Source organism: Pedococcus soli (assembly GCF_054782575.1).
In genome coordinates, this window is sequence record NZ_BAAGSF010000006.1 from 482,055 (window position 1) to 504,717 (window position 22,663).

Sequence of the window (22,663 nt, forward strand, 5' to 3'; positions counted from 1 at the left end):
ACTCAGGCGTCCGGCTCGGGCCGTGGCGGGACGACGATGATCCCTGTCCACTGGCGGACACCACCTTCCCTCGGAGGGCGCTCAGTGGGTACACGGAGGAGCCGCCCCGGAGGTTCACGCCGACAGGGCGGCGGGCTCCAGGACGGCGGAGACCGTCCGGGCCGTCGCCGTCCACGACGGCAGCGTGGCTCGGCGGCCGAGGGCCGCCCGGCGCCACCGGTCCCGCAGGTCCGGGTCGCCGAGCCAGTCCCGGAGCGCACCGGTGAGGGCACGGGCGTCGCCTGCGGGCACGAGGCGTCCGGGCACCTCGCCGTCGGGAGCCGTCCCCAGTGCCTGCGCGACCCCGCCCACGGCGGTCGCCACCACCGGCAGCGCCCTCGCCAGCGCCTCGGTCACCACCAGCCCGTACGTCTCCAGCCGGGAGGGGTGGACGAGCAGGTCGGACGCGGCATACGTGTGCTGGAGCCGACCGGCCGACTGCGGGCCCACGAAGCGGACACGGTCGCCGATCCCCTTCTCCTCGCACCGGCGGGCCAACCGCCGCACGTGCCCCGGGTCGAGGTCGACGGCGCCTGCGCAGGTCATGCGCCAGGGAAGATCACGGACACCCGTCAGGGCCGTCACCAGCTCTTCGTGCCCCTTGGCCGGCACCACCGCCGCGACGGACAGCAGCTCGCGCCCCCCGGGGGCCCCGGGCGCGACGGGCGCGGGGTCCGACCCCGGTTCGGCGACCTGCACACGCTGTGGGGAGATCGCGTAGTGCTCGAGCAACCACTCCCGGCTCCAGTCGCTGGTCGCGACGACGGCGGCGGCACTGCGAAGGACCGCCCCCTCGGCATCGCGTCGGGTCCGGACGGGCACCGCGCCGCTCACGGTGTCAGCCGCACCGAGCGGAAGGTGCACGAGCACCACGACCCTCAGCCTCGACGACGCGGGCACGAGGAGCTCCGCCGTGCCCGAGGCGACGAGGCCGTCGAGCAGCACCGTCGCGCCGTCCGGCAGCTCGGCAAGGACTGCCGCCAGCCCGGCACGGGCCGCCGGGTCCGCGTCCGGCCAGGCTCCGGGCAGCAGGTGCCGGTGAACGCCCCAGCCGAGCTCGGCCAGGGCCGCACAGACCTTGGTGTCATAGGTGTTGCCCCCGCTGGGGTGCAGCGGGTCGTCGACCATGTCGGGCAGCACGACGTGGACGGTCCTCACAGGTCGAGCTCGTAGCTGGCCCAGGCGAGGTGGGACTCCCGCAACGTCACGGTGATCCCCGCCAGCCGACGTGCCCCCTCCCCGAGCCCGCCGGCACGGATGCGGACGGCGAGGGCGTCCGCGACCACCCGGGCCAGTGCCTCGGTCGTGGTGTTGAGCCCCGCCAGGGCGGGCACCTCGTCGAGGTTCCGGTAGCCGAGCTCCCCGAGCACCTCGTGCAGCTGCTCGGTTGCCCGCCCGATGTCGACGACGACGGAGTCCTCGTCGAGGGACGCGCTGCGAAAGCTCGCGTCGACCACGTAGGTGGCTCCGTGCAGGCGTTGGGCCGGCCCGAAGACCTCACCCCGCAGGCTGTGCGCGACCATCATGTGGTCCCGGACGGTCACGGTGAACATGGCGCCTCCGCGTCGTAGGTGATCGTGTGGCAGATCGCGGGGAGGCTGCCGTCGGCCAGCCGGCCCATGACCTCGGGCAGCGCGTCGAAGTCCGAACGGCCCGTGAGCAGCACGTCGAGGGCCGGGTCCCGCAGCAGCTCCAGCGCGAGGGCGCGCCGGTCGGCGGGCGAACGCCTCGGGCGTCGGGCCGCGGCCACCGCGCCGACCTGGCTGGCACGGATGGACAGCCGCCCCGAGTGGAACGAACCGCCCAGCGACACGGTGACCTCCTGGTCGCCGTACCAGCTGAGCTCCAGCACCTGACCCTCGGCGCCCAGCAGGTCGACGGCCAGCTGGAGCCCGGCCGACGTCGCGCTGGTGTGCACGGTGAGGTCGCAACCGCCGGCGAGGTCGCGGGCCCGGGCGGCGAGGGCGAAGCCGACCCCCAGGGCCGACGCCACCGCCTCCCGGGTGGGGTCGACGTCGACGAGCGTGACGCGGCTCCCCGGGACCCCTGCGAGCAGCCGCGCGACGCAGCACCCCACCATGCCCGCGCCCACCACCGCGACCCGGTCGCCGATGCGCGGTGCCGCGTCCCACAGGGCGTTCACGGCCGTCTCGACCGTGCCCGTCAGCACGGCCCGCTCGGGTGGGACGTCATCGGGCACCACCGACACCCAAGCCACCGGGACGACGTACGCGGTCTGGTGCGGGTGGAGCGCGAACACGCTGCGCCCCACCAGTTCTCGTGGCCCCTCCTCGACGACGCCGACACTGAGGTACCCGTACTTCACCGGCCACGGGAAGTCGCCCTCCTGGAACGGTGCCCGCATCGCGGCATACTCCCCGGGCGGCACCCGACCCTCGAAGACGAGGCGTTCGGTCCCCCGGCTCACCCCCGAGTGGGTGGCCCGGACGAGCACGTCGTCGGGCCCCACCGACGCCAGCCCGACGGGCCGGATCTCGCCCGTCGAGGGGCCCACCGTCCAGAAGGCGCGCGCAGCTCGGTGCACGCCAGCGACTGTAGCGGCCGGGCTGGCAGGATGACCCCATGGAACGTGTCCTCGGCATCGGCGGATGGTTCGTGCGGGCGACCGACCCGGAAGCCCTGGTGGCCTGGTACCGCGAGTGCCTCGGCCTCGACCTCGACGAGCACGGTTCGTGGCAGCCGCAGGCCGGGCCCACCGTCGTCGCGGCGTTCCCTTCCGACACGGACTACTTCGGCTCCCCCAGCCAGCAGGTGATGCTCAACTTCCGGGTGAGTGACCTGGACGCCATGCTGGCGCAGCTGCGGGCCCACGGCGCCGCGGTCTCCCCCGAGACGCAGGACATGGACGGGGTCGGCCGGTTCGGCTGGGTCACCGATCCCGAGGGCAACCGGGTGGAGCTCTGGCAGCCCGCCTGATCCCGGGCCACCCGTGCCCTAGGGTCGGGATCGTCGCCGCGAGAAGAGTGAGGTGACCCGTTGCCGACTCCCCTCGTCCGCACCAAGCTGCACGTCCCTCCCGCGCGCGACGACCTGGTCCCCCGGCCACGGCTGTCCTCCCGGCTGTCGGCCCCCTCCGCCGGCCACCCCGACCGACGCTCCGTGGGTCTCCACGGCTCCGTAGGCCCGCGGCTGGTGCTGGTGTCGGCGCCACCCGGCTTCGGCAAGTCCACGCTCCTCGCGACTTGGGCGGCCACGGCAGCGGCCGCCGGGCGCGCCGTCGCGTGGGTGTCGTTGGAGTCCTCCGAACGCCACCCCGACACGTTCTGGGCCTACGTCGTCGCAGCCCTCGAGCAGGCCGCCCCGGGGGTCGGTGCGGGGGCGGCGACCCTGCTCGACGACGGACGTACCTCGGTCCGTGCCGCGATCACCCTGCTGCTCAACGAGCTCGCGGCCCACCCCGACGGGATCGACCTCGTCCTCGACGACTACCACCAGGTCGACGGCCCGCAGGTCGCGGCCGATGTCGAGTTCCTGCTCCAGCACCTGCCCCCGCAGGTGCGGCTGGTGATCGGCACGCGTGCCGACCCCGACCTCCCGCTGGCCCGGTTGCGGGCCCGCGGCGAGCTGCTCGAGGTCCGGGCCGCAGACCTGCGCTTCACCGGCGACGAGGTCACCGCCTACCTCAACGGCGTCGTGGGCCTGGGTCTGCGGGCCAGCGACATCGCGGCCCTCGAGGGCCGGACCGAGGGGTGGATCGCGGCCCTGCAGCTGGCGGCCCTGTCGCTGCAGGACCGTCCTGATCCCACCGCCTTCATCGCGGGTTTCGCCGGCGACGACCGGTACGTCGTCGACTACCTCGTGGAGGAGGTGGTGGCCCGCCAACCCGAGGAGGTGCGCCGGTTCCTGCTCGACACCTCGGTCCTCGACCGCCTCAGCGGTCCGCTCTGCGATGCCGTCACCGGGGGCGACGACGGCCGTTCCGTGCTGCAGCAGCTCGAGCGGTTGAACCTCTTCGTCGTCCCCCTCGACGACACCCGGCAGTGGTACCGCTACCACCACCTCTTCGCCGAGGTGCTGCGCTCCCACCTCGACGACGAGGCGCCGGGGCGCGCCGTCGAGCTCCACGGGCGCGCAGCCCGCTGGTATGCCGCCCACGGCGAGCCCGAGGCGGCGGTGCGTCACGCCGTGGCCGGCCACGATGTCGAGCTCGCGGCCGACGTCGTCGAGGGGTGCGTGATCGGCATGCTGCGCGACCGCCGGGAGAGCACCGTCCGACGCTGGATCGCCGACATCCCCGCGGCGGTCGCGCACCGGCGCCCGGTCCTGGCGCTCGGGCTCATCGGGGCCCTCATGTCCAGCGGCGAATTCGCCGATGTCGAGGAGCGCCTGGGCGACCTCCAGTCGGTCCTCGACGACCCCCCACCGGACACGCGCGTGCTGGTCGCCTCAGAGCTCCCACGCCTGCCGGGGGCGATGGAGACCTACCGGGCGGCGCTCGCCCTGGTCCGCGGCGACCTGGCCGGCGCCACCGCCCACGCCGACCTCGCGGTGGCGCGGGCAGCGCCCGGTGACGACCTCACCGTGGCTGCCGGGTCAGCCCTGTCCGGTCTGGCCTCCTGGGCCACGGGGGACCTCGACACCGCCCACCGCGGCTACTCCGCCGCGGTCGCGGGTCTGCGCCGGGCCGGCAACCACTCCGACGTGCTGGGCTGCTCGATCACCCTGGCCGACCTGCGCATCACCCAGGGACGTCTCGGGGATGCGGTGGACACCTACGAGGGGGCCCTGCGCCTGGCGGAGCAGCACTCGGAGGGCGGCGCCCTGCGTGGCAGCGCGGACATGATGGTGGGCCTGGCCATGGTCGCCCTCGAGCGCGGTGAGCTGTCGGCCGCCGCGGAGCACCTCCGTCGCGCGGACGAGCTCGGCGAGCCCAACGGGCTGCCCCAGCATCCCTACCGCCTGCGCGTCGCCCGGGCCGGCCTGCTCCGGGCGACGGCAGACCCGGCGGGGGCGGTCCGCCTGCTCGAGGAGGCGGACCGCGTCTACGTCGGGGACTTCTCACCGAACGTCCGGCCCGTCCCGGCGCAACGGGCCAGGGCGCTCCTCGCCGTGGACCGTCTCGCCGACGCCCTCGACTGGGTGCGCGAGCAGCACCTCGGCGCGGACGACGAGCTCCACTACGTGCGGCAGTACGAACACCTCACTCTCGCGCGGATCCTGTTGCGCCAGAACGCACTCGAAGGTTCGACCCGCATCCTCGGAGCGGCCGAGGACCTCCTCGGCCGGCTCCACGAGGCGGCCCAGGGCGGTGGGCGGACCGGGACGGTGATCGAGACCCTGGTCCTCCAGTCCCTCGCCCACCGGGCCCGGCACGGCCGTCGGGACGAGCCCGGCGCCATACGCGTCCTCGAACAGGCCGTGCGCCTGGCGGAGGTGGAGGGCCACGTCCGCGTCTTCGTCGACGAGGGGTCGCCGATGCGCAGCCTGATGGAGGCGTTGGTCCGCGCGAACCCGACGTGGGGCCATCCCCGTCGAGTCCTCGACGGATTCCGTTCTGTGCCAACACCTCCCGCCCCGGCAGTGCAGCAAGGGCTGGTCGACCCCCTGAGCGGGCGAGAGCTCGACGTGCTCCGGCTGCTGGCGAGCGACCGCGACGGGCCTGCCATCGCGCGCGAGCTCGTGGTGTCGCTCAACACCGTCCGCACCCACACCAAGAGCATCTACGCCAAGCTCGGCGTCAACAGCCGGCTCACCGCCGTGACGCGCGGCCGAGAGCTCGGCCTGCTCCCCGACCGACGCTGACGGCCCCACCAGGGCGCGCCGCCCGGGACCACCCCCTGCGACCACCAGGCAGGACCACCACACGGTTCACCAGATGTGGTGAGGCCAGGCCGCCACCGGCGCTCCTAGGTTTCGGGCATGGACACCGCACCGACCAGCCGCCCGGACGAGTCCGGGTGGTACGAGATCCGCCTCCGCGGCCGTCTCGAGCCGCGGTGGGCGACCCGGTTCGAGGGCATGGCCCTGACCACCCGTGACGGCTTCAGCCAGCTCAGCGGTCCCGTCGCCGACCAGGCCGCCCTGCACGGCCTGCTCCAGCAGCTCCGCGACCTCGGGCTGCCCCTGGCCTCGGTCACGCAGCCCGACCACGGGACCCACCCGGTACACCACGGCACGACCCCCACCCACAGGAGCCTGACATGACCACCACCGCCGCAGCACCGCCCGTCCTGACCGGAGGGGCGCCCATCGACGCCACGCGCAACCACACCCGACTGGCAGGCATCTTCTACCTGCTCACGTTCGCGTCCTCCATCCCCGCGCTCATCCTGCTCGGGCCCGTCCTCCACGACGCCGACTACATCACCGGCGGCGGACAGGACACCCGCGTCATCTGGGGCTGCGTCCTCGACGTCGTGAACGCCCTGACCGCCGTCGGGTCCGCGGTCGCCCTGTTCCCGGTGCTGAAGCGGCGCAACGAGTCCATGGCACTGGGTTTCGTCACCTCCCGCCTGATGGAGGGCGCCGTCGTGATGATCGGGGTGGTGAGCCTCCTGGCCGTGGTCACCCTGCGCCAGGACGCGGCCGGCCTGGCCGGTGACACGACGGCCCTGACGGCCACCGGGCAGGCGCTCGTGGCCGTGCGGAACTGGACCTTCCTGCTCGGGCCCGGGCTCATGCCGGCCCTCAACGCCATCCTCCTCGCCACCGTCCTGCACCGCGCACGGCTCGTGCCCCGCCTGATCACCACCGTGGGGCTGGTCGGTGCACCGCTGCTCCTGGGCTCGGTCCTCGCCACGCTGTTCGGTGCCTTCGACCAGGTCTCCCCCGTCGCCTCGGTCCTGGCCCTCCCGATCGCGGCGTGGGAGCTCGCCCTCGGCTGCTGGATGACCTTCAAGGGCTTCGACCGCAGGGCCGTGGCCGCCCTGCCCGCCCGCAGCGACGCCTGACCGGTCACGCATCCCGGGCCACGCCCGACCCATCGCCCCGAGGGCGGCGCCGCAGCTGCGGCGCCGTCCTCGGGGCACGACCCGTGTCGGTGGCCCGTGGCACCATCTCCCTCGTGAGCGAGGAGCGCCGGACCGCCTACCGCACCGCACCCCTGACCATCGAGACGTGGCCGGACTTCAGCGCGCTCGTCGAGGCCAACAACGGCGTATGGGGCGGGTGCTGGTGCATGGGGTTCCATCCCGAGGGCGTCGGCGCGGGCCACACGCGCGAGGGAAACCGGCAGGCGAAGCTAGGGCACGTCGAACGCCGCACGGTGCACCAGGTGCTCGTCTACGACGACGCGACCTGCGTGGGCTGGTGCCAGTACGGCTCGCCGGTCGAGCTCCCCAACATCCAGAACCGCGCGAGGTACGAGCGCGGTGCGGACGTCCTGCCCGACTGGCGCATCGGGTGCATCTTCACCGGTGCGAAGCACCGTGGCGCGGGGGTCGCCCGGGCTGCCGTCGACGGCGCCCTCGAGGCCATCCGGGCGGCCGGGGGCGGTGTGGTCGAGGCCTACCCCGAGCAGACCGCCGAGCGTCCTCCGCAGCGAGGCGCCTACCTGCACACCGGCCCGGAGGAGCTCTTCGAGCAGTTCGGCTTCGTCCGTGACCGGCAGATCGCCAAGTGGCGCTGGGTCATGCGCACCACGGTCTGAGCCACCTGCGGCCGTTCAGGGGGACGTCGGTGCCCCGGCGTCCTGGTAACGGGGAGTGAGCTCGGACCACCGTGCGTGCCAGGCCGGGGCGGGCTGCTCGGCGGACCACCCCGTGGCGTGGACGGGCCCGTCGCCCCGCAGGGACCGTCCGAGGTCCTCGAGGTGGGCCTGCCAACCGGCGCCGTAGAAGGCCAGCGCGCCCACCGGCAGCCCGCGCTCCTCCACCACGAGACGGGTGCCGGAACCCTCGACGGTGAACCAGGCCTCGATCGTGGACGCCTCGTCCGACCCCGGCTCGGAGCTGATCAGGAGGTGGTGCGGTGCGTCGCAGACCTCGATCCGCACCGGCCCCGCCCACGAGCTCGTGAACACCGCCTGCGCGGTGCCGCCCTCCCGCAGGTCGCCGGACACCTCGGCGATCCAGCGCGCCAGCCGCTCGGGGACGGTGCACGCGTCCCACAGGTCGTGGATGTCGGTGTCGTAGACGTCCTCCACGCGTACTGCTCCCCTGGTCTGGTCCAGGGCCCTCATCGTCCCGTTGACGGTCATCTGCGTGCCTTCCTTCCTCGAGCGATCTCCGTGTGCAGCGCACCGAGGCGGTTCTGCCACAGGGCGCGGTAGTCCTCCAGCCACTCGTCGACCTCGACGAGCGCCTCGGGCCTCAGGCTGTAGATCCGGCGCTGCGCGTCCTGGCGGACCTCGACCAGCCCGGCCTCCCGCATCACCCGCAGGTGCCGTGACACCCCGGGCCTCGCGATGGGCAGGGCGTCGGCGAGCTCGCCCGCGGTGGCCGGGTGGTCCCGAAGGATCCCCATCACCGTGCGCCTGCTCGGGTCCGCCAACGCCTGCAGCACTGCATCCATGAAGCGAGAGTACCCGGTCGGTTACGTACCCGCAAGGGTACTCATCGAGGAACCCTGAGCCCGCCTCAGGGTGCGCTCAGGGACGGGCAGGGGTTCCTCCCCGATGTGGCGGGCACCCGTGCGGCGACACGATGCTCGTCATGATCACCGTCGAATCACTCACCAAGACCTACGGACGCGCGATGACCGCCGTCGACGACGTCTCGTTCACCGCGGCCACCGGTCGGGTGACCGGCTTCCTCGGCCCGAACGGCGCCGGCAAGTCGACCACCATGCGCATCATGGTCGGCCTCACCCCTCCCACCTCCGGGACCGTCACCATGGACGGGCACCGGTTCGCCGACCTGCCGAACCCCGGTGCCGAGGTCGGCGTCCTGCTCGACGCGTCGGCGCAGCACGCCGGCCGGACCGGGCGCGAGATCCTCACCCTGGCCCAGCGGACGATGGGGCTGCCTCGCACGCGGGTCCAGGAGATGCTCGACCTGGTCAGCCTGACCTCCGCGGAGGCAGACCGCCGGGTCCGCGACTACTCGTTGGGCATGCGTCAACGGCTCGGGATCGGCACCGCGCTCCTCGGCGACCCGCGCACCCTCATCCTGGACGAGCCGGCCAACGGGCTCGACCCTGCCGGGATCCGCTGGATGCGTGACCTCCTGCGCGGCTTCGCGGACCAGGGCGGGACCGTCCTGCTCTCCTCCCACCTCCTGCACGAGATCGAGGTCATCGCCGACGACCTCGTCGTCATCGGGCACGGGCGGATCGTGGCCCAGGGAACCAAGGCCGACCTCCTCGCCGCTGCGGGCACCCTCGCCCGCACCCGTGACGCCGCGGCCCTCGCCCGCGCGATGGAGCAGGCCGGACTCACCGCCACCGTGCACGCCGACGGCAGCGTGCGCACCGACGCCTCGCCCGACCGGGTCGGTGAGGCGGCCCTCGCCGCACGTGTGGTGCTCACCGAGCTCCGTGCCGCCGAGGGGGCAGGGCTCGAGGAGATGTTCCTCGAGCTCACCGCAGACACCCAGCGCGAAGGAGCAGCAGCATGACCACCACGACCCTGACCCCGTCGACCCCGACCGCGGGCCCGCCCCGGTCCACGAGCGGCACCGTCGCGCCCCGTCCCCGGAGCACGCAGACGCGCATTCCTCTGACCCGTCTCGTCGGGGTCGAGCTGCGCAAGATGTTCGACACCCGCGCCGGGTTCTGGCTGATGGCGAGCCTGGTCATCACGAACCTCCTGGCCACCGCCGCGATCATCGTGTTCGCGCCCGACGACCAGCTGACGTTCGACAACTTCGCCGCGGCGATCGGCGCACCGATGACCGTCATCCTGCCCATGATCGGCATCCTCGCCGTGACGAGTGAGTGGACCCAGCGCAGCGGTCTGACCACCTTCACCCTCGTCCCCCACCGCGGCCGGGTGCTGGGCGCGAAGTTCCTCGCCGCCACCGGTGTGGGGGTCGTGTCGATGTTCGTCGCCCTGGCCGTGGGCGCGGTCGGCACGCTCGTCGGCAGCGCCGTCGCCGGGGTCGACCCCGTCTGGAACGTCTCGGTGGCCCACTTCGCCCTGATCGTCCTCGGCAGCGTCCTCGGCATGCTGTTCGGCTTCATGCTCGGGCTGGTCATCCGCAACTCCGCCGGGGCGATCGTCACCTACTTCGTCTACACCCTGGTGCTGCCTCCCCTGTTGGGCCTGCTGGCCGCCAACCAGAAGTGGTTCGCCGACCTGCAGCCCTGGGTGGACTACAGCTACGCGCAGCGGCCGCTGTTCGACGGCAGCCTGAACAGCCAGCAGTGGCAGCAGCTCGGGGTGTCCGGGGCGCTGTGGTTCCTCCTGCCGATGGCTGTCGGACTCCTCGTCGTCCGTCGCACCGAGGTGAAGTGACCCGTACGGACGCAGGGCCCCCGAGTCGCCAGGCGACCCGGGGGCCCTTCCCGTGCGTGGGTATGGTCCTCGCATGGGGCACCGAGCGTCAGGCGACCGCTGGGCCGGGGCGGCTCTACCGGTGCTGGACCAGGAGGGCGCTCGCCGCCTCGTCGCGGCCTACCTCGCGCAGCAGTGCGCCGCCCTCGTGGTCGGCGACCAGCGCCTCGGTGCCGGCGACGACTCCGCGGTCCACGACACGCGGGTCGCCGGTCGTCGGATCCGCAGCACGTTGCGGGTGTACTCACCGCTGTTCGACAGGGAGGCGGCCGATGCCCTCGATGGCGAGCTGCGTTGGTGGTCGGGGCTTCTCGGCGCCGTGCGCGACCTGCAAGTGCTCCAGGGCCGACTCGACACGCTGGTGTCCGGGGTCGACCCGGCACTGCCGCGGGACCGTGTCAGGGCTCGGATCGATGCCGCGCTGGAGCGGGACAGGCTCGAGCACTGGACCCGGGTCCGGGAGGCGCACGCCGGGGTGAGGCACCGCGCCCTCCTCGTTGCCGTCACGAGCTGGGGTGCCCGTCCGGCCTGGAGCGGCGGCGTCCTCCGGTCCTCCTCCGCCGTGGCCACGATGGTGGACAGGGCCGACCGGACGGTCGACCGGACGCTGCGCCGGGCGGCCGCCTCAGACGACCTCGACGAGCTGCACCGTGCCCGCAAGGCGGCGAAGCGGGCCCGGTATGCCGCAGAGGTGCTCTTGCCGGTCGTGGGACCGGCGGCCGCGAAGTCGGCACAGCGCCACGAGCGGCTGCAGGAGGCGCTGGGAGAGCACCGGGACTGCACCGTGGGTGCCGAGCTGCTGCTGAGGCTCGGCTCGGCCGCAGGCTCCTCGCCGGGCGAGAGCTTCGTGTTCGGCGTCCTCCACGAACGCGAGCTGCGGAGGGCGCAGGCCCTCCGCGCGGAGGTGCAGGGCCTGGTTCGCCGACGCCGTCGACCCAGCGGCTCGCACGGGCCCGAGGTGAGGGGCAGGCACCCTGACCGCAGTGTGGACTAGTCCCTGACCCGAGGAAATCCCGAGGTCCCGGCGGGACGGTGACCTCATGAACGACGTGACCATCGACCCAGGCGAACCGCTCGGGGGAGCCGACCCCGTCGGCACCGCCACGAAGGACAATGACAGCGCCGGGGTGACGCGACGAACCGTCCTGCGCCTCGGGGCCGCCGGCAGCCTCGGCCTCGCCGTCGCGGCCGCCCAGGGACCGGGGAGCCTCTTCCTCTCCCAGCGGGGGCTGCTCTCGCCGAGCGGCGCCTTCGCCGCCACCTCCACAGCCCTGGCCGACCTCGTCTACATCGAGGCCTTCCCCACGAGCCCACTGATCCTGTCGCCGTTCACCGACGTCCTGCCGGTGCCCAAGGCCCTCGCACCCGTGCCCGTGTCGGAGTTCAGCTCGTGGTCCAAGCCACCCGGTCCCGGTTCAGGCCAACAGAACTCGATGCAGAACGAGCGCCACCAGATCTGGTCGAGCGACATCGGGTGCCCGGACCCGCTCGTCTACAAGATCGACCTGCTGGTTCGCCAGCACGCCTTCACGACGTCCATGGTCCTGCCCATCGACAAGAACGGGCGTCCAACGCTCTCCTTCGACCAGCAGGGGCACCCGGTCGCCGCCGGGACGAAGCGGTTCCTCCCCCTCAGCACCATCTACGGCTTCAACGGCGCCTTCCCCGGTCCCATGATCAACGCCGAGTACGGGCGGCCCGTCCTCGTGCGGTTCGAGAACCACCTCGACGAGAACCCGCTCGGGCTGGACCGCCAGGACTTCGGCGCACCCGACTGGTCCTTCCTGACCCACCTGCACAACGGGCACACGGCCCCCGAGAGCGACGGCAACCCGCACTACTCGATGACGGCCGGTCCGAAGTACCACGGCTATCTTCCGCAGACCTTCTGCGACAACCTCTACCTCAACTGGCCGGCGGGCAACGACGACCGGGAGAAGCAGAGCTTCTTCTGGTTCCACGACCACCGGATGGACCACACCGGAGCCAACGTCTACAAGGGCATGGTCGGGCTCTACCCCATCTACGACCCGAAGAACGGGATGGACATGGGCGACGAGCGACAGGGCCTTCGGCTGCCCGGCGTCCGCACCGACCACCCTGACGGCTCCTTCGACGTGGACTACGACATCCCGCTGGCCTTCTACGACTGCCGGCTCGACGACGGTGTCACGATGCACAAGGACATGCACGACACTCTCGGTGAGTTCCCCGCGGCCAAGAACCCGTCGGTCCACCCGGAGTGGTGGGGCAAGACGTTCTTCAAGCACTTTCCCAGCCACGGGTTCGTCGGCGACATCTTCACGGTCAACGGCACCGCATACCCGGTCCTGGAGGTGAAGCGCCGCAAGTACCGCTTCCGCTTCCTCGACTGCTCGGTCGCCCGGATCTACGAGTTCAAGCTGATGGCCTCGACCCAGGGCCCCCGGACGGCAGCCTCGCTCGGCTACACCGATGACGAGCTCGAGGGCCAGTACCGCATCCCGGACGGCCAGCAGTGCATGCAGTTCACCCAGATCGCCTCCGACGGCGGGCTGCTGCCGTTCCCCGTGAAGCGCGACTCGTTCGAGCTCTGGCCGGCCAAGCGCCGCGAGGTCATCATCGACTTCACCCGGTACCAGGACGGGACGCCCACCACCAAGGGCGACGTCATCTACCTCACCGACGTCATGAAGATGCCGAACGGCCGGATGTGGTCGAACTCCTCGAGGTTCTCCCCCGACCCGAACTACAAGGTGCCGGTGCTCAAGTTCGTCATCGGCGACAGCGCCCCCGACGACAGCCAGGTCCCCACGGCCATGCGGCCCCTCCCCCCTCTGCCCAGCAACTGGAAGACCATGCTGGACAACCGCTTGATCTTCGAGGTCCAGCGAGGCAGCGCCGGCGGCGAGATCGAGTGGTTGATCAACGGCAGCCCGTTCACCCCGGACGTCGTCGCCACGAGCCTGAAGAACAACGCCGGCAAGACCCCCCTCGCCCAGCAGCGGAAGAACAGCTTCAACCTGTGGGAGATCCGCAACGGCGGAGGCGGCTGGGTCCACCCGTTCCACCTCCACATGGAGGAGCACCGCACCGTGATGCGCGGCGGCAAGGACGTCACTGCCGGAGGCGACAAGGGCCATCCTGACGACGTCTCCCGCGAGGACCTCGCCGCCCTCGACCCCGGTGAGTCGGTGATCGTCTACCGAGGGTTCCGCGACTTCGTGGGCCCGTACGTCGCCCACTGCCACAACCTCGCCCACGAGGACCACGCCATGATGTTCGGCTGGGAGATCACCTCCTGACCGGCGACAGCCGAAACGAGAGAGTGCGCCGTGTCCACCTCCATGTCCACCTCCATGTCCACCTCCATCGCCACGAACCGTCCCGCGGTCGCCGGCCGCGCAGCCGTCCCCTGGCTGACCGTCCTGCCGCTTGCCGTGCTGATGTCGTTCGCGGACGGGTACTGGATGACGTCGCTGCGGGGCGCCTTCGGAGCCATCCAACGCACGCAGGACCTGTTCGGCAGCTGGGTGCGTGACTCCACCGTCCTCGTCCCCGCCTTCGTGCTGGCCGTGCTCGCAGCGCTCGTCCTCTCGGCCCGGCTGTACGGCCCGGTGCTGCGAGCCCGGCCCTCGGTCCCCGTCACGGCCCTGCTCATCGCCCTCGCCGGGACCGTCGCCGGACTCCTCGCCCTCGGGGCCAGCACGGCCTACGACTACGAGCTCGAGAGCAGCCAGCTCGGCCTCATGGCCACGATGCAGGGCCGGTGCGTGGCCGGAGACTGCCTGGGCATCCAGCGCCGGGCGACGCTCGCCCTGCAGGAGCGTTCGGTCGTCATGGGGATGGGGCTGATCCTGCTCACCAACCTCGTCCTGGTCGGCTGGGTGGTGGCGGTGCGCGGGGGAAGGCTCCGGGTCAGCGCGCCCCGGCGGGCCGAGGGCGCGGCACGCTCCCGCGCGGACGACCTGCGCCGCCTGCTCGCCGTCGGACTGGTGTGCAGCGCGGTGATCCACGGCGCCGTGGTACCCGAGCACCTGGTCGAGTGGCCCGCGGCCGGCGCCTTCTTCGTCGCACTCACCGGCGTCGAGCTCGCCGCCGCGATCCTCGTCATCCGACGACCCCGGGCATCCACCCTGGTGGCCGCGGCGGTCGCCTCGCTGGGACCACTCCTGGTGTGGCTCTGCTCGCGGACCGTGGGGCTGCCGTTCGGGCCCGAGCCGGGCACCGCCGAGGCCGTAGGGCTGGCGGACGTCTCCGCCTGCCTCCTCGAGCTCGCCACCCTGGCGGCAGCAGTCGTCCTCGTCCTCGCGCGACCAGGGCTGGGGTCCCGGCCAGGGACCGGGCCACACCGCGGCTGGATCGCCGTCATGGCCCTGCTCACGGTGACCACGGTCGGGTTCTCCGGCACCGGGCTCGCGGGCTTCGACGGCTTCGGCGTCGCCCCCGCCCACGGCTCCACCGTCGCGGGGCACCACCACTGAGAAGTGTTGTGCTCAGGTCACCGGGCTCGCCGCCCGGACGGCCGCCAGCAACGACTCCGGCCCGTCTCCCTTCATGACGAAGACGGTGGCCCCCGCCTCCAGAGCCGCCTTCTCCGAGCGAGCGCGGGAGCGTCCGGTCAGCACGACCACCCGGACGTGGGGGGCTGCTTCGAGGATCTGGCGGGTGGCCTCCAGGCCGTCGAGTCCGGGCATCGAGAGATCCATGACGACCACGTCGGGGGACGTGGTCGTGGCCATGAGCACCCCTGCGTGGCCGTCCCGTGCATCCCCGCAGACCACGAGGTCGTGCTGCGAGGCGAACAGGGCCAGCAGCCCCAGCCGCACCGGGGCCGAGTCGTCGACGACGAGGACCCGGATCACCTCGACCTCCTTGTCGTAGCGGGAGGGCCACTGCACCAGGCCCGTGGATGCATCGTCGCCGAACGGCCTCGGGCTGACCTCGGGCCCGACGAACACCTGCTAGTCACGGCGGGACGCCGGATCGGAGCGCACGGTGTCCAGCGAGGTCAGCCGCGGGTCGAGGGTCAACGGGATGGTCGCCCGGACCTCGACCCCGCCACCCTTCGGGGTGCCCAGCTCGAGGCCGCCCCCGAAGTCGACCAGGGTGTCCGCGAGCAGGCGAAGGCCGACATGACCGCGCTCCGTGGCACCCGGCGCCATACCCAGTCCGTCGTCGGCCACCGTCACCCGGGCCACCGGCCCTTCCACCCACGCCTCCACCCACGCGGACGAGGCGTGGGCGTGACGCACGACGTTGCGCAGCGCTTCCCGCACGACCCGGTAGACGAGCTGGACCGACTCGGCGGAGGCGCGCGGGATCTCGGGATCGATGCGCACGTGCACGTCCAGCCCCTTCTCGCGTGCTCGTTCGGCCAGCTCCTCGACGGCGACGAGCAGCCCCTCGTCGGCCAGGTCCGCAGGGTAGATGTCGGTCAGCAGACCACGCAGGGCGATGACGTCCCGGTCGAGCCCCTCACGCACGGCGACCAGCACCCGCCGTGAGTCGGCGTCGGACTCCGGGATCGCCCGGATCACCGCCGGGAGCGTGTACGCCAGCCCCGTCAGGTCCTGGACGAGGCCGTCGTGGAGGTCCGCGGCGATCCGGCGCCGCTCCAGGTCCGACGCGGACAACGCGTGGCGCACCATGACGTTCCGCTCGTCCCGGGCCTTGTCGACCCTGCGCACGAGGGTGCGCACCAGGGGCAGCAGCGCGAGCTGGAAGAGGGCCAGGGCACCCAGGGCGAGCAACGACAGCTTGACGACGATGTCGCGGTTGTCGGCGCGCATCCGGTCGGTCGACCAGTAGGACTCGAACACGATCGGCTGCCCCTCGGCGTCGTGCGCACCGGCGTACACCTCGAGCAGCTGGCGGCTGGGGCGGTCCTCGACGTTCTCGACCTTGGTCAGGTCGGACACTGCTGCGGTGACCTTCTCGGTGCCGAACAGCTCCGCCACGTCGGCGTCCAGGGGGTAGCGCTCGCCGATCAGGGCGGACTCGTCGGACCAGATGACCTTCCCGTCCGGCCCCCAGAGCTTCACGTGGACGATCGACCCGTCCTGCAGTCGCGCCCGCATCACGTTGGCGAACACCGTGGTCCGCGCCGGGTCACCCCTACGCACGGCGGCGTCGACGAGGGGCGCGGCGACGGTGTGGGCGAAGGCCGCACCGCGCACGCGCGCCTCACCCAGCGCGATGTCGGCGGCCAGGGTGCGGGCGACGAGCACCACCGCGATGCCGACGGCCACGAGGACCACCGCGCTGGAGAGGAGGTACCGCGTCACGGCGAAGGCCAGGGACCGGCCCCCGACCGGTCTCCTCCACCGCGCCAGGAGGCTAGTCGGGGTCATCGAGCTGGATGAGTCCGCGGCGGTGCGCCGTCACGACCGCCTCGAGCTGGGTGTGGGCACCCAGCTTGGACAGGATGTTCTTGATGTGGCCCCGACACGTCAGGAGCGAGATGCCGAGGCCGCGGGCGATCCCGCCGGCGTCCTCGCCCGCCGCCAGGCGCGCGAGGACGTCCCGCTCCCGGGAGGTGAGGGGGGTGGTCGGGGGGTGCTGCTCCCCGGCACCACCACCGACGAGGAGCCGCACCAGGCTGGGGTGCACCATGAAGTCGTCCCGGCGCGACGACCGGACCGCGGCCAGGAGGTCGTCGAGCTGCCCGTCCTTGGGCATGAGCCCGCAGGCGCCCGCAGCGACGGCACGCTCGAGCAGCCCACGTGTGACGAACCCGGTGAGGATGATGACCCGCGTCGCCGGTACGGTGGCGAGCAGCCGCGACGTCGTGTCGATCCCGTCCGCGTCGCGGAGTCGGACGTCCATGACGACCACGTCCGGGCGGAGCTCGCCGGCCAACCTCAGCGCCTCGTCCGCGTCGCCCGTGGTCGCGATGCACTCGAGGTCGTCCTCCCTCGAGATGGCGACGGCCACGGCGTCGGCGACGGTCCCGTGGTCGTCGACGACGAGCACGCGCGTCATCACCTCGCCCACCAGAGCCGCCACCTCCCCACAGGTCACCCCCGATGCAGGGCGCGGCGTCCCCCACGCCGTGGACCCCCGCCCAGCAAGCCCAGTATCCGCGCGGCCCGTCGCCCGGGCCATAGTCCGTGCGAACCATCGTGGCCACCCGATGGTGTCGTCAACCACGGCAAACCGCAGCGAACCATCGCGACCGGCGTGCGCGCGTGGATCCCACCGCCCCAGATTGGGGGTCGTTCGACCCCGAGGCTGCCGGAGCCCTGGATCGCCGCTCGGCGCGAGCATGGTCGTGGCGGAAGGGGAACGGCCATGACCGGTGGGGATGGGGTCGACGACATCACAGGCACCGCGGTGCTGCGGGCCACGCTGTGCGGACGGGTGACGGTCACGGGGCACGGATCGGTGCTCGGTCCGCGCGAGCTCGGGGGGACGAAACCGCGCCACATCCTCATCGCGCTGCTCCTGCGGGCCGGCCAGCCGGTCACGAAGGCGCGCCTCGTCGAGGCGCTCTGGGGAGACGCGCCGCCGTCGGGGGCGACAGGCACGCTCGAGGGCTACGTCAGCCTGCTGCGCAAGCGCATCGAGCCCCTGCACCCGGGACAGGACAGCCCGGTCCGCACCGTGCCCGGGGGGTACCTCGCGGACCCGTCGTTGGTCGAGGTGGACGTCGAGCGCTTCCGTGCCCTCGTGGCAGCCGCGCGACGCCCCGGGAACCCTCCGACGCGGGCGCTGGTGGACTACGCCGCCGGCCTCCTGCTCGTGGAGGGTGGCCTCGTCCCGGACGAGCTCGCCCCGTCGTGGCTCGAGGAGGAGCGCCGAGCGCACGACGCCCTCGTCGGCAAGGTGGTGGACGAGGCCGGGATGCTGGCGCTCGACGCCGACCAGCCCGTCCTCGCCGAACACTGGGCCCGTCGGGCCCTGGATCGTGACGCCTTCGACGAGACGGCCTGGAGGGTGCTGCTGGAGTCGTTGGAGGTGCGCGGCCTGCACGCTGACGGTGTGCGCGCCTACGACACCTGCCGGCGACTCTTCGACCGAGAGCTCGGCTGCGCCCCCGGTCCCGGGATCAGGGCGGCCTTCAGCCGACTGCTCGCCGGGACCCGGGGTGACGACGGGGGGCTGGGGAGCCTGCTGCAAGCGGTCCTGCGCGTGCACGCCGAGCTCTCTCCCCCACCCCTTCGTTCCGTCGAGCGCACCAGCGACGCCACGGGCCTCGAGGAGGCCTGTCGGGCCCTCGACGCCCTCATCGCCACGGCCCGGCACCGCTGCGGCCTGAGGGTGGCCAGCTCCGCCTGAGCAGGTCCCCCATCTGAGGGGGCTGGCGGCCCGAGGTGACCCCGAGGTCACGCAGAGACGATGCATCGGTACGACACATCCGGTGTCGACGAACAGGGACGGGATCCCTCGGACCACCGCCTGAGACCACGGAGGACGAAATGAGCACACAGCCTCGGAGGCAGAGCTGGGGGCAGGCTGGCCTCGCGGTTCCGGTCCCACCAGCAGCGAGCACGGTCGGGAGCAGGCGTCGCAAGGCGCTGGGCGCCGTCGCGGTCGCGTCCCTGCTGGCGGTCGCGGGTTCCGCGACGCTGGCCACCACGGCCCAGGCAGCCCTCGTCACGGGCACCCTGGTGGCGCAGAACCTCACCCGACCCGGCGGCGGGGTCTTCCTTCCCGGGGGAGGCGGCCACTTCTGGGTCAGCGACGGGGTGCTGGGTCTGTGCGAGACCCTTCCCGCGACGGCCGGCACCACCAAGTGCAACGGCACGGCAAAGGGCGGCCAGGTGGCCTACGACTCCACGAAGAACCTTGTCTACCAAGCGGACTCGTCGAGCAAGACCAACCAGGTCCTCCGCTTCACCTACACCGCTGCCTCCGACGGGCTGGGCGGTGCCACGGCGCTCCAGGTGCCGAACGTGACGGCAGTCGGCGGCGGATCGGGTGGTGGACGTGCCCAGGGCATCGCCCTCGGCACCGGACCCGACGGCGCCGAACGGCTCTACGTCGGCTACCTCAAGTCCGGCGACATCATGCAGGTGCTCAACCCCTCCGGGAAGGACCGCACGGGCGCCACGGTCACGCCGACGGTGACGAAGATCGGCTCGACCTCTGACGGCCGCGGGGTCAACGCCCTCAGCCTGATCTCCCTGACGGGGTCCGACGGGGTCACCCACCACGACCTGTACGTCGCGGAGCTCGGTGGTGCGGGGATGTCGGTCATCAAGGACGTCGACGGCACCGGCGGGCGGCCCGCCTGTGGCGCCTCGGCGTGCACGGCCACCACGGTGGCCAGCGCCAACGGCGCCGCGCTCTTCAGCTTCCCGGGCGGCCTGGCCAACGACGGCAAGGTCCTCTACATCGCCGACGCACCGCGGAACACGCCGTCGCAGGTCCTGACGTACAACCCCCGCACGGGCGCGACGGACGTCCTGTCCACCGACATCAGCCCGGCGTACACCTCGACGTTCGACGGGGTCCGCCGCACGCAGTACCAGAACATCACCGGCGTGGCAGTCGACCCGGCGACACTCGACGTGTACGTCGGGGACGACCCCAGCTTCCCCCTCGCGACCCCGGTCAACGCCCAGGCGCACGAGTGGAAGGTGGCGGGCGCCGCCTCACAGCCCAGTGTCACCGGTGTCTCCCCCGCCACGGGCGACGTCGCCGGTGGGCTCGCGGTGACCGTCACGGGCAAGAACCTCGTGAACTCCGTCGCAGGGTCGGCGGACCCGGTCGCCTTCGGGACCACCATCAGCTTCGGCACCCTGCACGCAACGGCTGTGTCGTGCCTGGCCGACGGGACCTCCTGCACGGCGACCTCGCCGGCCTCGACCGGTTCCGGCGTCGTGGACGTGCGGGTGACCAACGTCGAGTCGCAGACCAGCGCCAGGGTGGGGGCCGACCAGTTCACCTACACGGCGACGGCCCCCGCGCCCGGGAGCCCGGTCGTGACCGGCATCAGCCCGACGACGGGCCTCGCCAAGGGCGGGACGGCGGTCACCGTCAAGGGCACGGCCCTGGTCAGCCCCGACGGCACCGCGACGATCAGCTTCGGGACGGCGTCCGGAACGGGCGTCAGCTGCCTGGCCGACGGGTCCCAGTGCACCGTGGTGAGTCCCGCCGGCACCGACGGCTCCGTGGTTGACGTCCAGGTCACCACCACCGCCGGCACCAGCGCCGCCGTGGCCGCCGACCGGTTCACGTATGCCGCGCCGATCGGCACGCTGTACAGCTCCGGAGTGACCGCGCCCAAGGGTGGGGTGACCTGGATCCCCGACGGCACCTCGTCCGGTGGGCACTACTGGGTCTCCGACCACGGCAACGGGCTGTGCCGTCTCGACCCCGTGCCGGGGACCAAGGTGAACGCGCCCAACGTCGCAGCCTGCGACCCCGGCTTCACCATCGGCTCCCCCGGCCAGGCCGTCTACGACCCGCGCGCCAGGGCCGACGGGACGCACTGGGTGTACGTGCCCGACAACGCGGTCCGGAGCCCCGGCGTCTGGCGACTGACCTTCCACCCCGACACCGCGACGATCGATGCGCCCGTCGGCATGGCCCCCGGGCTGCTGGACAACCTGAAGACCAACTCCTTGGCCCTCGACGCCGCCCACGACACCCTGTACGTCGGCGACCTGGTGGACGGGAACATCCGCCGCATCAACGGCATCGCGGGTGACCCGAGGTCGCAGACCGTGGACGTCGTGGCGGTGACGCAGGCGCAGAAGGTCGGCGCTGCCAGCCGCGGGATCAACGGGACGATGAGCCTCCTCGGCAACCGGCTCTTCCTGCCGGAGAACAACGCCGCGACCTACTTCGACACCACGGCCGCCTGCGCCAACCCCACCGCCAGCCCCAACCCGGCACCGTGCCAGACGACCACGGTCGACTTCCTGCCGACCCCCGCGCCGGTCTTCATCGCCGGGGTGGCTGCTGACTCGAAGCACAACCTGGTCTACATCTCGGAGTCGCCCGGCACCGCGAACGCCACGATCTACCGGTTCGACGCCTCGACCCTGACGGCCGCGCTGCCCGGTGGGTCCGCGGGCAGCGTGTACGTCACCGCTGGCAAGGTCCCGGCGGCCGGGTCACCCGAGGCGACGGTGTACTGCTCCCTCACCTGCACCCGTCCGGCAGACCCGAGCCTGACGCCGGGAGGCACGACCGGGTTCCCGTTCGCCCAGGGTCTGTTCGTGGACCCCACGAGCTCGGACCTCTACGTCACCGAGGACGTCACGGCGGGTGCCAGGTCCGGCAGGGGCCACGTGTGGGTGGTGCCGTACATCCCCTAGGTCGACAGGCACCGCCCGATCGACAGGCGTGGCCCCGCACCCTCCCTCACGGGTGCGGGGTCACGTCGTGCCGGTCTGACCCCGGCCCGGGCGGAGGAACCTCACGAGCCAAGCGTGCGCAGCAGGCGACGTCGCTCCTCCGACGACAACGGCACGGCCAGCGTCGTCAGCCACTCATCGACCTCGTCGACCGCCAGGGGGCGGTGCTGGGTCGGTTCGCCGGGAGTGCGGATGGTCAGCGCCTCGTGGGTCACCGCGACGTGGCGGCCCGGCAGGTGCTTGGTGACCATGAGGCCGCGGGTGAAGTGCGAGCCCGGGAAGGTGCTCGTGAAGTGGTGCCCCATCACGACGTCGACCGGCCGGACCTCGAGCTCGTCGGTGGTGTGCGTGACCTCCCAGTCCTGTCCGTGCCGGCGGTCCAGGGCCCAACCTCCCGGGGTGTGCCGCACCCGGTAGTCCCAGCCCGGCTCCTGTTCGGCGCGGGCGCCGTCCTCCAGCGGGATCGGCCGCAGCAGGCTCATCCCGAACCCGGTGTCGCACAGCAGCCGCCGCCCGTCCAGGACGACCTCGACGACCATGTGGGTGCGCCCCTGCTGGGTCCCGGCCGCGGGATCGCCGACCCGACCGAGGTGCCGGCGCACGGCATACCCCAGTCGGTGCAGGACGGCGGCGAAGATGGTGCTGTGCTCGAAGCAGTACCCACCCCGTCCCCGGCCGACGAACTTCTCCTGAACTGCGTCGAGCGAGACACCGGGGTGCTGGCCGAGCAGCACGTCGATGTTGTCGAACGTGAAGGTGCGGACGTGGGCCTCGTGCAGCTCCGCCAGCGCCACGACGCCCGGGGCCCTGGGAGGCAGCCCGACCCGAAGCAGGTACCCCTCGAGGTCGAGCGAGTCGGTGTGCCAGTCATCGGTCGGCATGCGCACAGTCAAGCAAACCCCGACCCCCTGCGGACGCCAGGCGAGACGGAGCCGGCAAGCCT

General features: G+C 72.4%; 21 protein-coding genes. 12 read left to right on the plus strand and 9 right to left on the minus strand.

The features are described from left to right. Positions 1–114: 114 nt before the first annotated feature. Genes ACYVKF_RS17610 through ACYVKF_RS17620 form a run of 3 tightly spaced genes read right to left on the minus strand, consistent with a single transcriptional unit; the run spans position 115 to position 2,584 of the window. A complete protein-coding gene (locus ACYVKF_RS17610; RefSeq protein ID WP_460968123.1) occupies positions 115–1,197 on the minus strand; it encodes a glycosyltransferase family 4 protein in 1,083 nt (360 codons plus the stop codon). Further along, positions 1,194–1,592, minus strand: coding sequence for a 6-pyruvoyl trahydropterin synthase family protein (locus tag ACYVKF_RS17615; RefSeq protein ID WP_056914587.1), 399 nt, complete (start codon positions 1,590–1,592; stop codon positions 1,194–1,196). Before ACYVKF_RS17615 ends, ACYVKF_RS17610 begins: the two co-directional genes overlap by 4 nt. Next, positions 1,580–2,584: a zinc-dependent alcohol dehydrogenase gene (locus ACYVKF_RS17620; protein WP_460968125.1), complete on the minus strand. Its 1,005-nt coding sequence runs from the start codon at positions 2,582–2,584 to the stop codon at positions 1,580–1,582. Before ACYVKF_RS17620 ends, ACYVKF_RS17615 begins: the two co-directional genes overlap by 13 nt. 38 nt (positions 2,585–2,622) lie before the next feature. On the opposite strand from ACYVKF_RS17620, the gene ACYVKF_RS17625 reads away from it, so the two are divergent. From ACYVKF_RS17625 to ACYVKF_RS17645, 5 genes are all read left to right on the plus strand, one after another. Continuing rightward, the gene (locus tag ACYVKF_RS17625; protein ID WP_460968127.1) at positions 2,623–2,976 is read left to right on the plus strand and encodes a VOC family protein; all 354 of its coding nucleotides are present in this window, start codon (positions 2,623–2,625) and stop codon (positions 2,974–2,976) included. 60 nt (positions 2,977–3,036) lie between these two features. Next, complete coding sequence (locus ACYVKF_RS17630) at positions 3,037–5,802, plus strand: LuxR C-terminal-related transcriptional regulator (protein ID WP_460968129.1); 2,766 nt, start codon at positions 3,037–3,039, stop codon at positions 5,800–5,802. Positions 5,803–5,919: 117 nt separating this feature from the next. Continuing rightward, positions 5,920–6,204 carry a hypothetical protein gene (locus tag ACYVKF_RS17635; RefSeq protein ID WP_460968131.1) on the plus strand — a complete coding sequence of 95 codons (285 nt, stop codon included), beginning with the start codon at positions 5,920–5,922 and terminating at the stop codon, positions 6,202–6,204. Beyond that, entirely contained in the window at positions 6,201–6,950 is a 750-nt protein-coding gene (locus tag ACYVKF_RS17640; protein WP_056917099.1) for a DUF4386 domain-containing protein, read from the plus strand. The genes ACYVKF_RS17635 and ACYVKF_RS17640 overlap by 4 nt, the downstream gene beginning before the upstream one ends. A 113-nt stretch (positions 6,951–7,063) precedes the next feature. Further along, the gene (locus ACYVKF_RS17645) at positions 7,064–7,648 is read left to right on the plus strand and encodes a GNAT family N-acetyltransferase (protein WP_460968133.1); all 585 of its coding nucleotides are present in this window, start codon (positions 7,064–7,066) and stop codon (positions 7,646–7,648) included. A 15-nt stretch (positions 7,649–7,663) separates the two neighbouring features. Here ACYVKF_RS17645 and ACYVKF_RS17650 read toward each other — a convergent pair whose 3' ends face one another. Next, on the minus strand, positions 7,664–8,197 hold the full coding sequence (locus tag ACYVKF_RS17650) for an SRPBCC domain-containing protein (protein WP_460968135.1): 534 nt from the start codon (positions 8,195–8,197) through the stop codon (positions 7,664–7,666). Then, positions 8,194–8,511, minus strand: coding sequence for an ArsR/SmtB family transcription factor (locus ACYVKF_RS17655; protein ID WP_460968137.1), 318 nt, complete (start codon positions 8,509–8,511; stop codon positions 8,194–8,196). The genes ACYVKF_RS17650 and ACYVKF_RS17655 overlap by 4 nt, the downstream gene beginning before the upstream one ends. Before the next feature lie 140 nt (positions 8,512–8,651). Between ACYVKF_RS17655 and ACYVKF_RS17660 the strand changes: the two genes are divergently transcribed. The 5 genes from ACYVKF_RS17660 (at position 8,652) to ACYVKF_RS17680 (ending at position 14,895) form a co-directional block, all read left to right on the plus strand. Next, the gene (locus ACYVKF_RS17660; protein WP_460968139.1) at positions 8,652–9,554 is read left to right on the plus strand and encodes an ABC transporter ATP-binding protein; all 903 of its coding nucleotides are present in this window, start codon (positions 8,652–8,654) and stop codon (positions 9,552–9,554) included. Beyond that, entirely contained in the window at positions 9,551–10,393 is an 843-nt protein-coding gene (locus ACYVKF_RS17665; RefSeq protein WP_460968141.1) for an ABC transporter permease, read from the plus strand. The genes ACYVKF_RS17660 and ACYVKF_RS17665 overlap by 4 nt, the downstream gene beginning before the upstream one ends. 73 nt (positions 10,394–10,466) lie before the next feature. Further along, positions 10,467–11,426, plus strand: coding sequence for a CHAD domain-containing protein (locus tag ACYVKF_RS17670; protein WP_460968143.1), 960 nt, complete (start codon positions 10,467–10,469; stop codon positions 11,424–11,426). Between the two features lie 46 nt (positions 11,427–11,472). Next, positions 11,473–13,716 carry a multicopper oxidase family protein gene (locus ACYVKF_RS17675; RefSeq protein ID WP_056914596.1) on the plus strand — a complete coding sequence of 748 codons (2,244 nt, stop codon included), beginning with the start codon at positions 11,473–11,475 and terminating at the stop codon, positions 13,714–13,716. A gap of 30 nt (positions 13,717–13,746) precedes the next feature. Further along, entirely contained in the window at positions 13,747–14,895 is a 1,149-nt protein-coding gene (locus tag ACYVKF_RS17680; RefSeq protein ID WP_460968145.1) for a hypothetical protein, read from the plus strand. Positions 14,896–14,907: 12 nt separating this feature from the next. On the opposite strand, the gene ACYVKF_RS17685 is transcribed toward ACYVKF_RS17680, so the two are convergent. From ACYVKF_RS17685 to ACYVKF_RS17695, 3 genes are read right to left on the minus strand one after another with little or no spacing between them, the layout of a single operon-like run. Next, positions 14,908–15,372 (minus strand): response regulator, encoded by a 465-nt coding sequence (locus ACYVKF_RS17685; protein WP_460968147.1) that lies wholly within the window; start codon positions 15,370–15,372, stop codon positions 14,908–14,910. Between the two features lie 3 nt (positions 15,373–15,375). Further along, on the minus strand, positions 15,376–16,698 hold the full coding sequence (locus ACYVKF_RS17690; protein WP_460968149.1) for a sensor histidine kinase: 1,323 nt from the start codon (positions 16,696–16,698) through the stop codon (positions 15,376–15,378). 52 nt (positions 16,699–16,750) lie between these two features. Then, positions 16,751–17,395 carry a response regulator gene (locus tag ACYVKF_RS17695; protein ID WP_460968151.1) on the minus strand — a complete coding sequence of 215 codons (645 nt, stop codon included), beginning with the start codon at positions 17,393–17,395 and terminating at the stop codon, positions 16,751–16,753. A 309-nt stretch (positions 17,396–17,704) separates the two neighbouring features. Here ACYVKF_RS17695 and ACYVKF_RS17700 point away from each other — a divergent pair, with 309 nt between their 5' ends. Further along, on the plus strand, positions 17,705–18,691 hold the full coding sequence (locus ACYVKF_RS17700; RefSeq protein WP_460968153.1) for an AfsR/SARP family transcriptional regulator: 987 nt from the start codon (positions 17,705–17,707) through the stop codon (positions 18,689–18,691). A 140-nt stretch (positions 18,692–18,831) separates the two neighbouring features. Continuing rightward, positions 18,832–21,681: an IPT/TIG domain-containing protein gene (locus tag ACYVKF_RS17705; RefSeq protein WP_460968155.1), complete on the plus strand. Its 2,850-nt coding sequence runs from the start codon at positions 18,832–18,834 to the stop codon at positions 21,679–21,681. Between the two features lie 101 nt (positions 21,682–21,782). Here ACYVKF_RS17705 and ACYVKF_RS17710 read toward each other — a convergent pair whose 3' ends face one another. Beyond that, a complete protein-coding gene (locus ACYVKF_RS17710; RefSeq protein ID WP_460968157.1) occupies positions 21,783–22,601 on the minus strand; it encodes an arylamine N-acetyltransferase family protein in 819 nt (272 codons plus the stop codon). Positions 22,602–22,663: the final 62 nt, after the last annotated feature.

Coding starts and splice junctions, on each gene's coding strand:
- ACYVKF_RS17700 (WP_460968153.1), top strand. CDS start 17,705: ATGACCGGTGGGGATGGGGTCGACGACATCACAGGCACCGCGGTGCTG.
- ACYVKF_RS17640 (WP_056917099.1), top strand. CDS start 6,201: ATGACCACCACCGCCGCAGCACCGCCCGTCCTGACCGGAGGGGCGCCC.
- ACYVKF_RS17655 (WP_460968137.1), bottom strand. CDS start 8,511: ATGGATGCAGTGCTGCAGGCGTTGGCGGACCCGAGCAGGCGCACGGTG.
- ACYVKF_RS17635 (WP_460968131.1), top strand. CDS start 5,920: ATGGACACCGCACCGACCAGCCGCCCGGACGAGTCCGGGTGGTACGAG.
- ACYVKF_RS17675 (WP_056914596.1), top strand. CDS start 11,473: ATGAACGACGTGACCATCGACCCAGGCGAACCGCTCGGGGGAGCCGAC.
- ACYVKF_RS17615 (WP_056914587.1), bottom strand. CDS start 1,592: ATGTTCACCGTGACCGTCCGGGACCACATGATGGTCGCGCACAGCCTG.
- ACYVKF_RS17710 (WP_460968157.1), bottom strand. CDS start 22,601: ATGCCGACCGATGACTGGCACACCGACTCGCTCGACCTCGAGGGGTAC.
- ACYVKF_RS17650 (WP_460968135.1), bottom strand. CDS start 8,197: ATGACCGTCAACGGGACGATGAGGGCCCTGGACCAGACCAGGGGAGCA.
- ACYVKF_RS17670 (WP_460968143.1), top strand. CDS start 10,467: ATGGGGCACCGAGCGTCAGGCGACCGCTGGGCCGGGGCGGCTCTACCG.
- ACYVKF_RS17705 (WP_460968155.1), top strand. CDS start 18,832: ATGAGCACACAGCCTCGGAGGCAGAGCTGGGGGCAGGCTGGCCTCGCG.
- ACYVKF_RS17695 (WP_460968151.1), bottom strand. CDS start 17,395: ATGACGCGCGTGCTCGTCGTCGACGACCACGGGACCGTCGCCGACGCC.
- ACYVKF_RS17625 (WP_460968127.1), top strand. CDS start 2,623: ATGGAACGTGTCCTCGGCATCGGCGGATGGTTCGTGCGGGCGACCGAC.
- ACYVKF_RS17665 (WP_460968141.1), top strand. CDS start 9,551: ATGACCACCACGACCCTGACCCCGTCGACCCCGACCGCGGGCCCGCCC.
- ACYVKF_RS17660 (WP_460968139.1), top strand. CDS start 8,652: ATGATCACCGTCGAATCACTCACCAAGACCTACGGACGCGCGATGACC.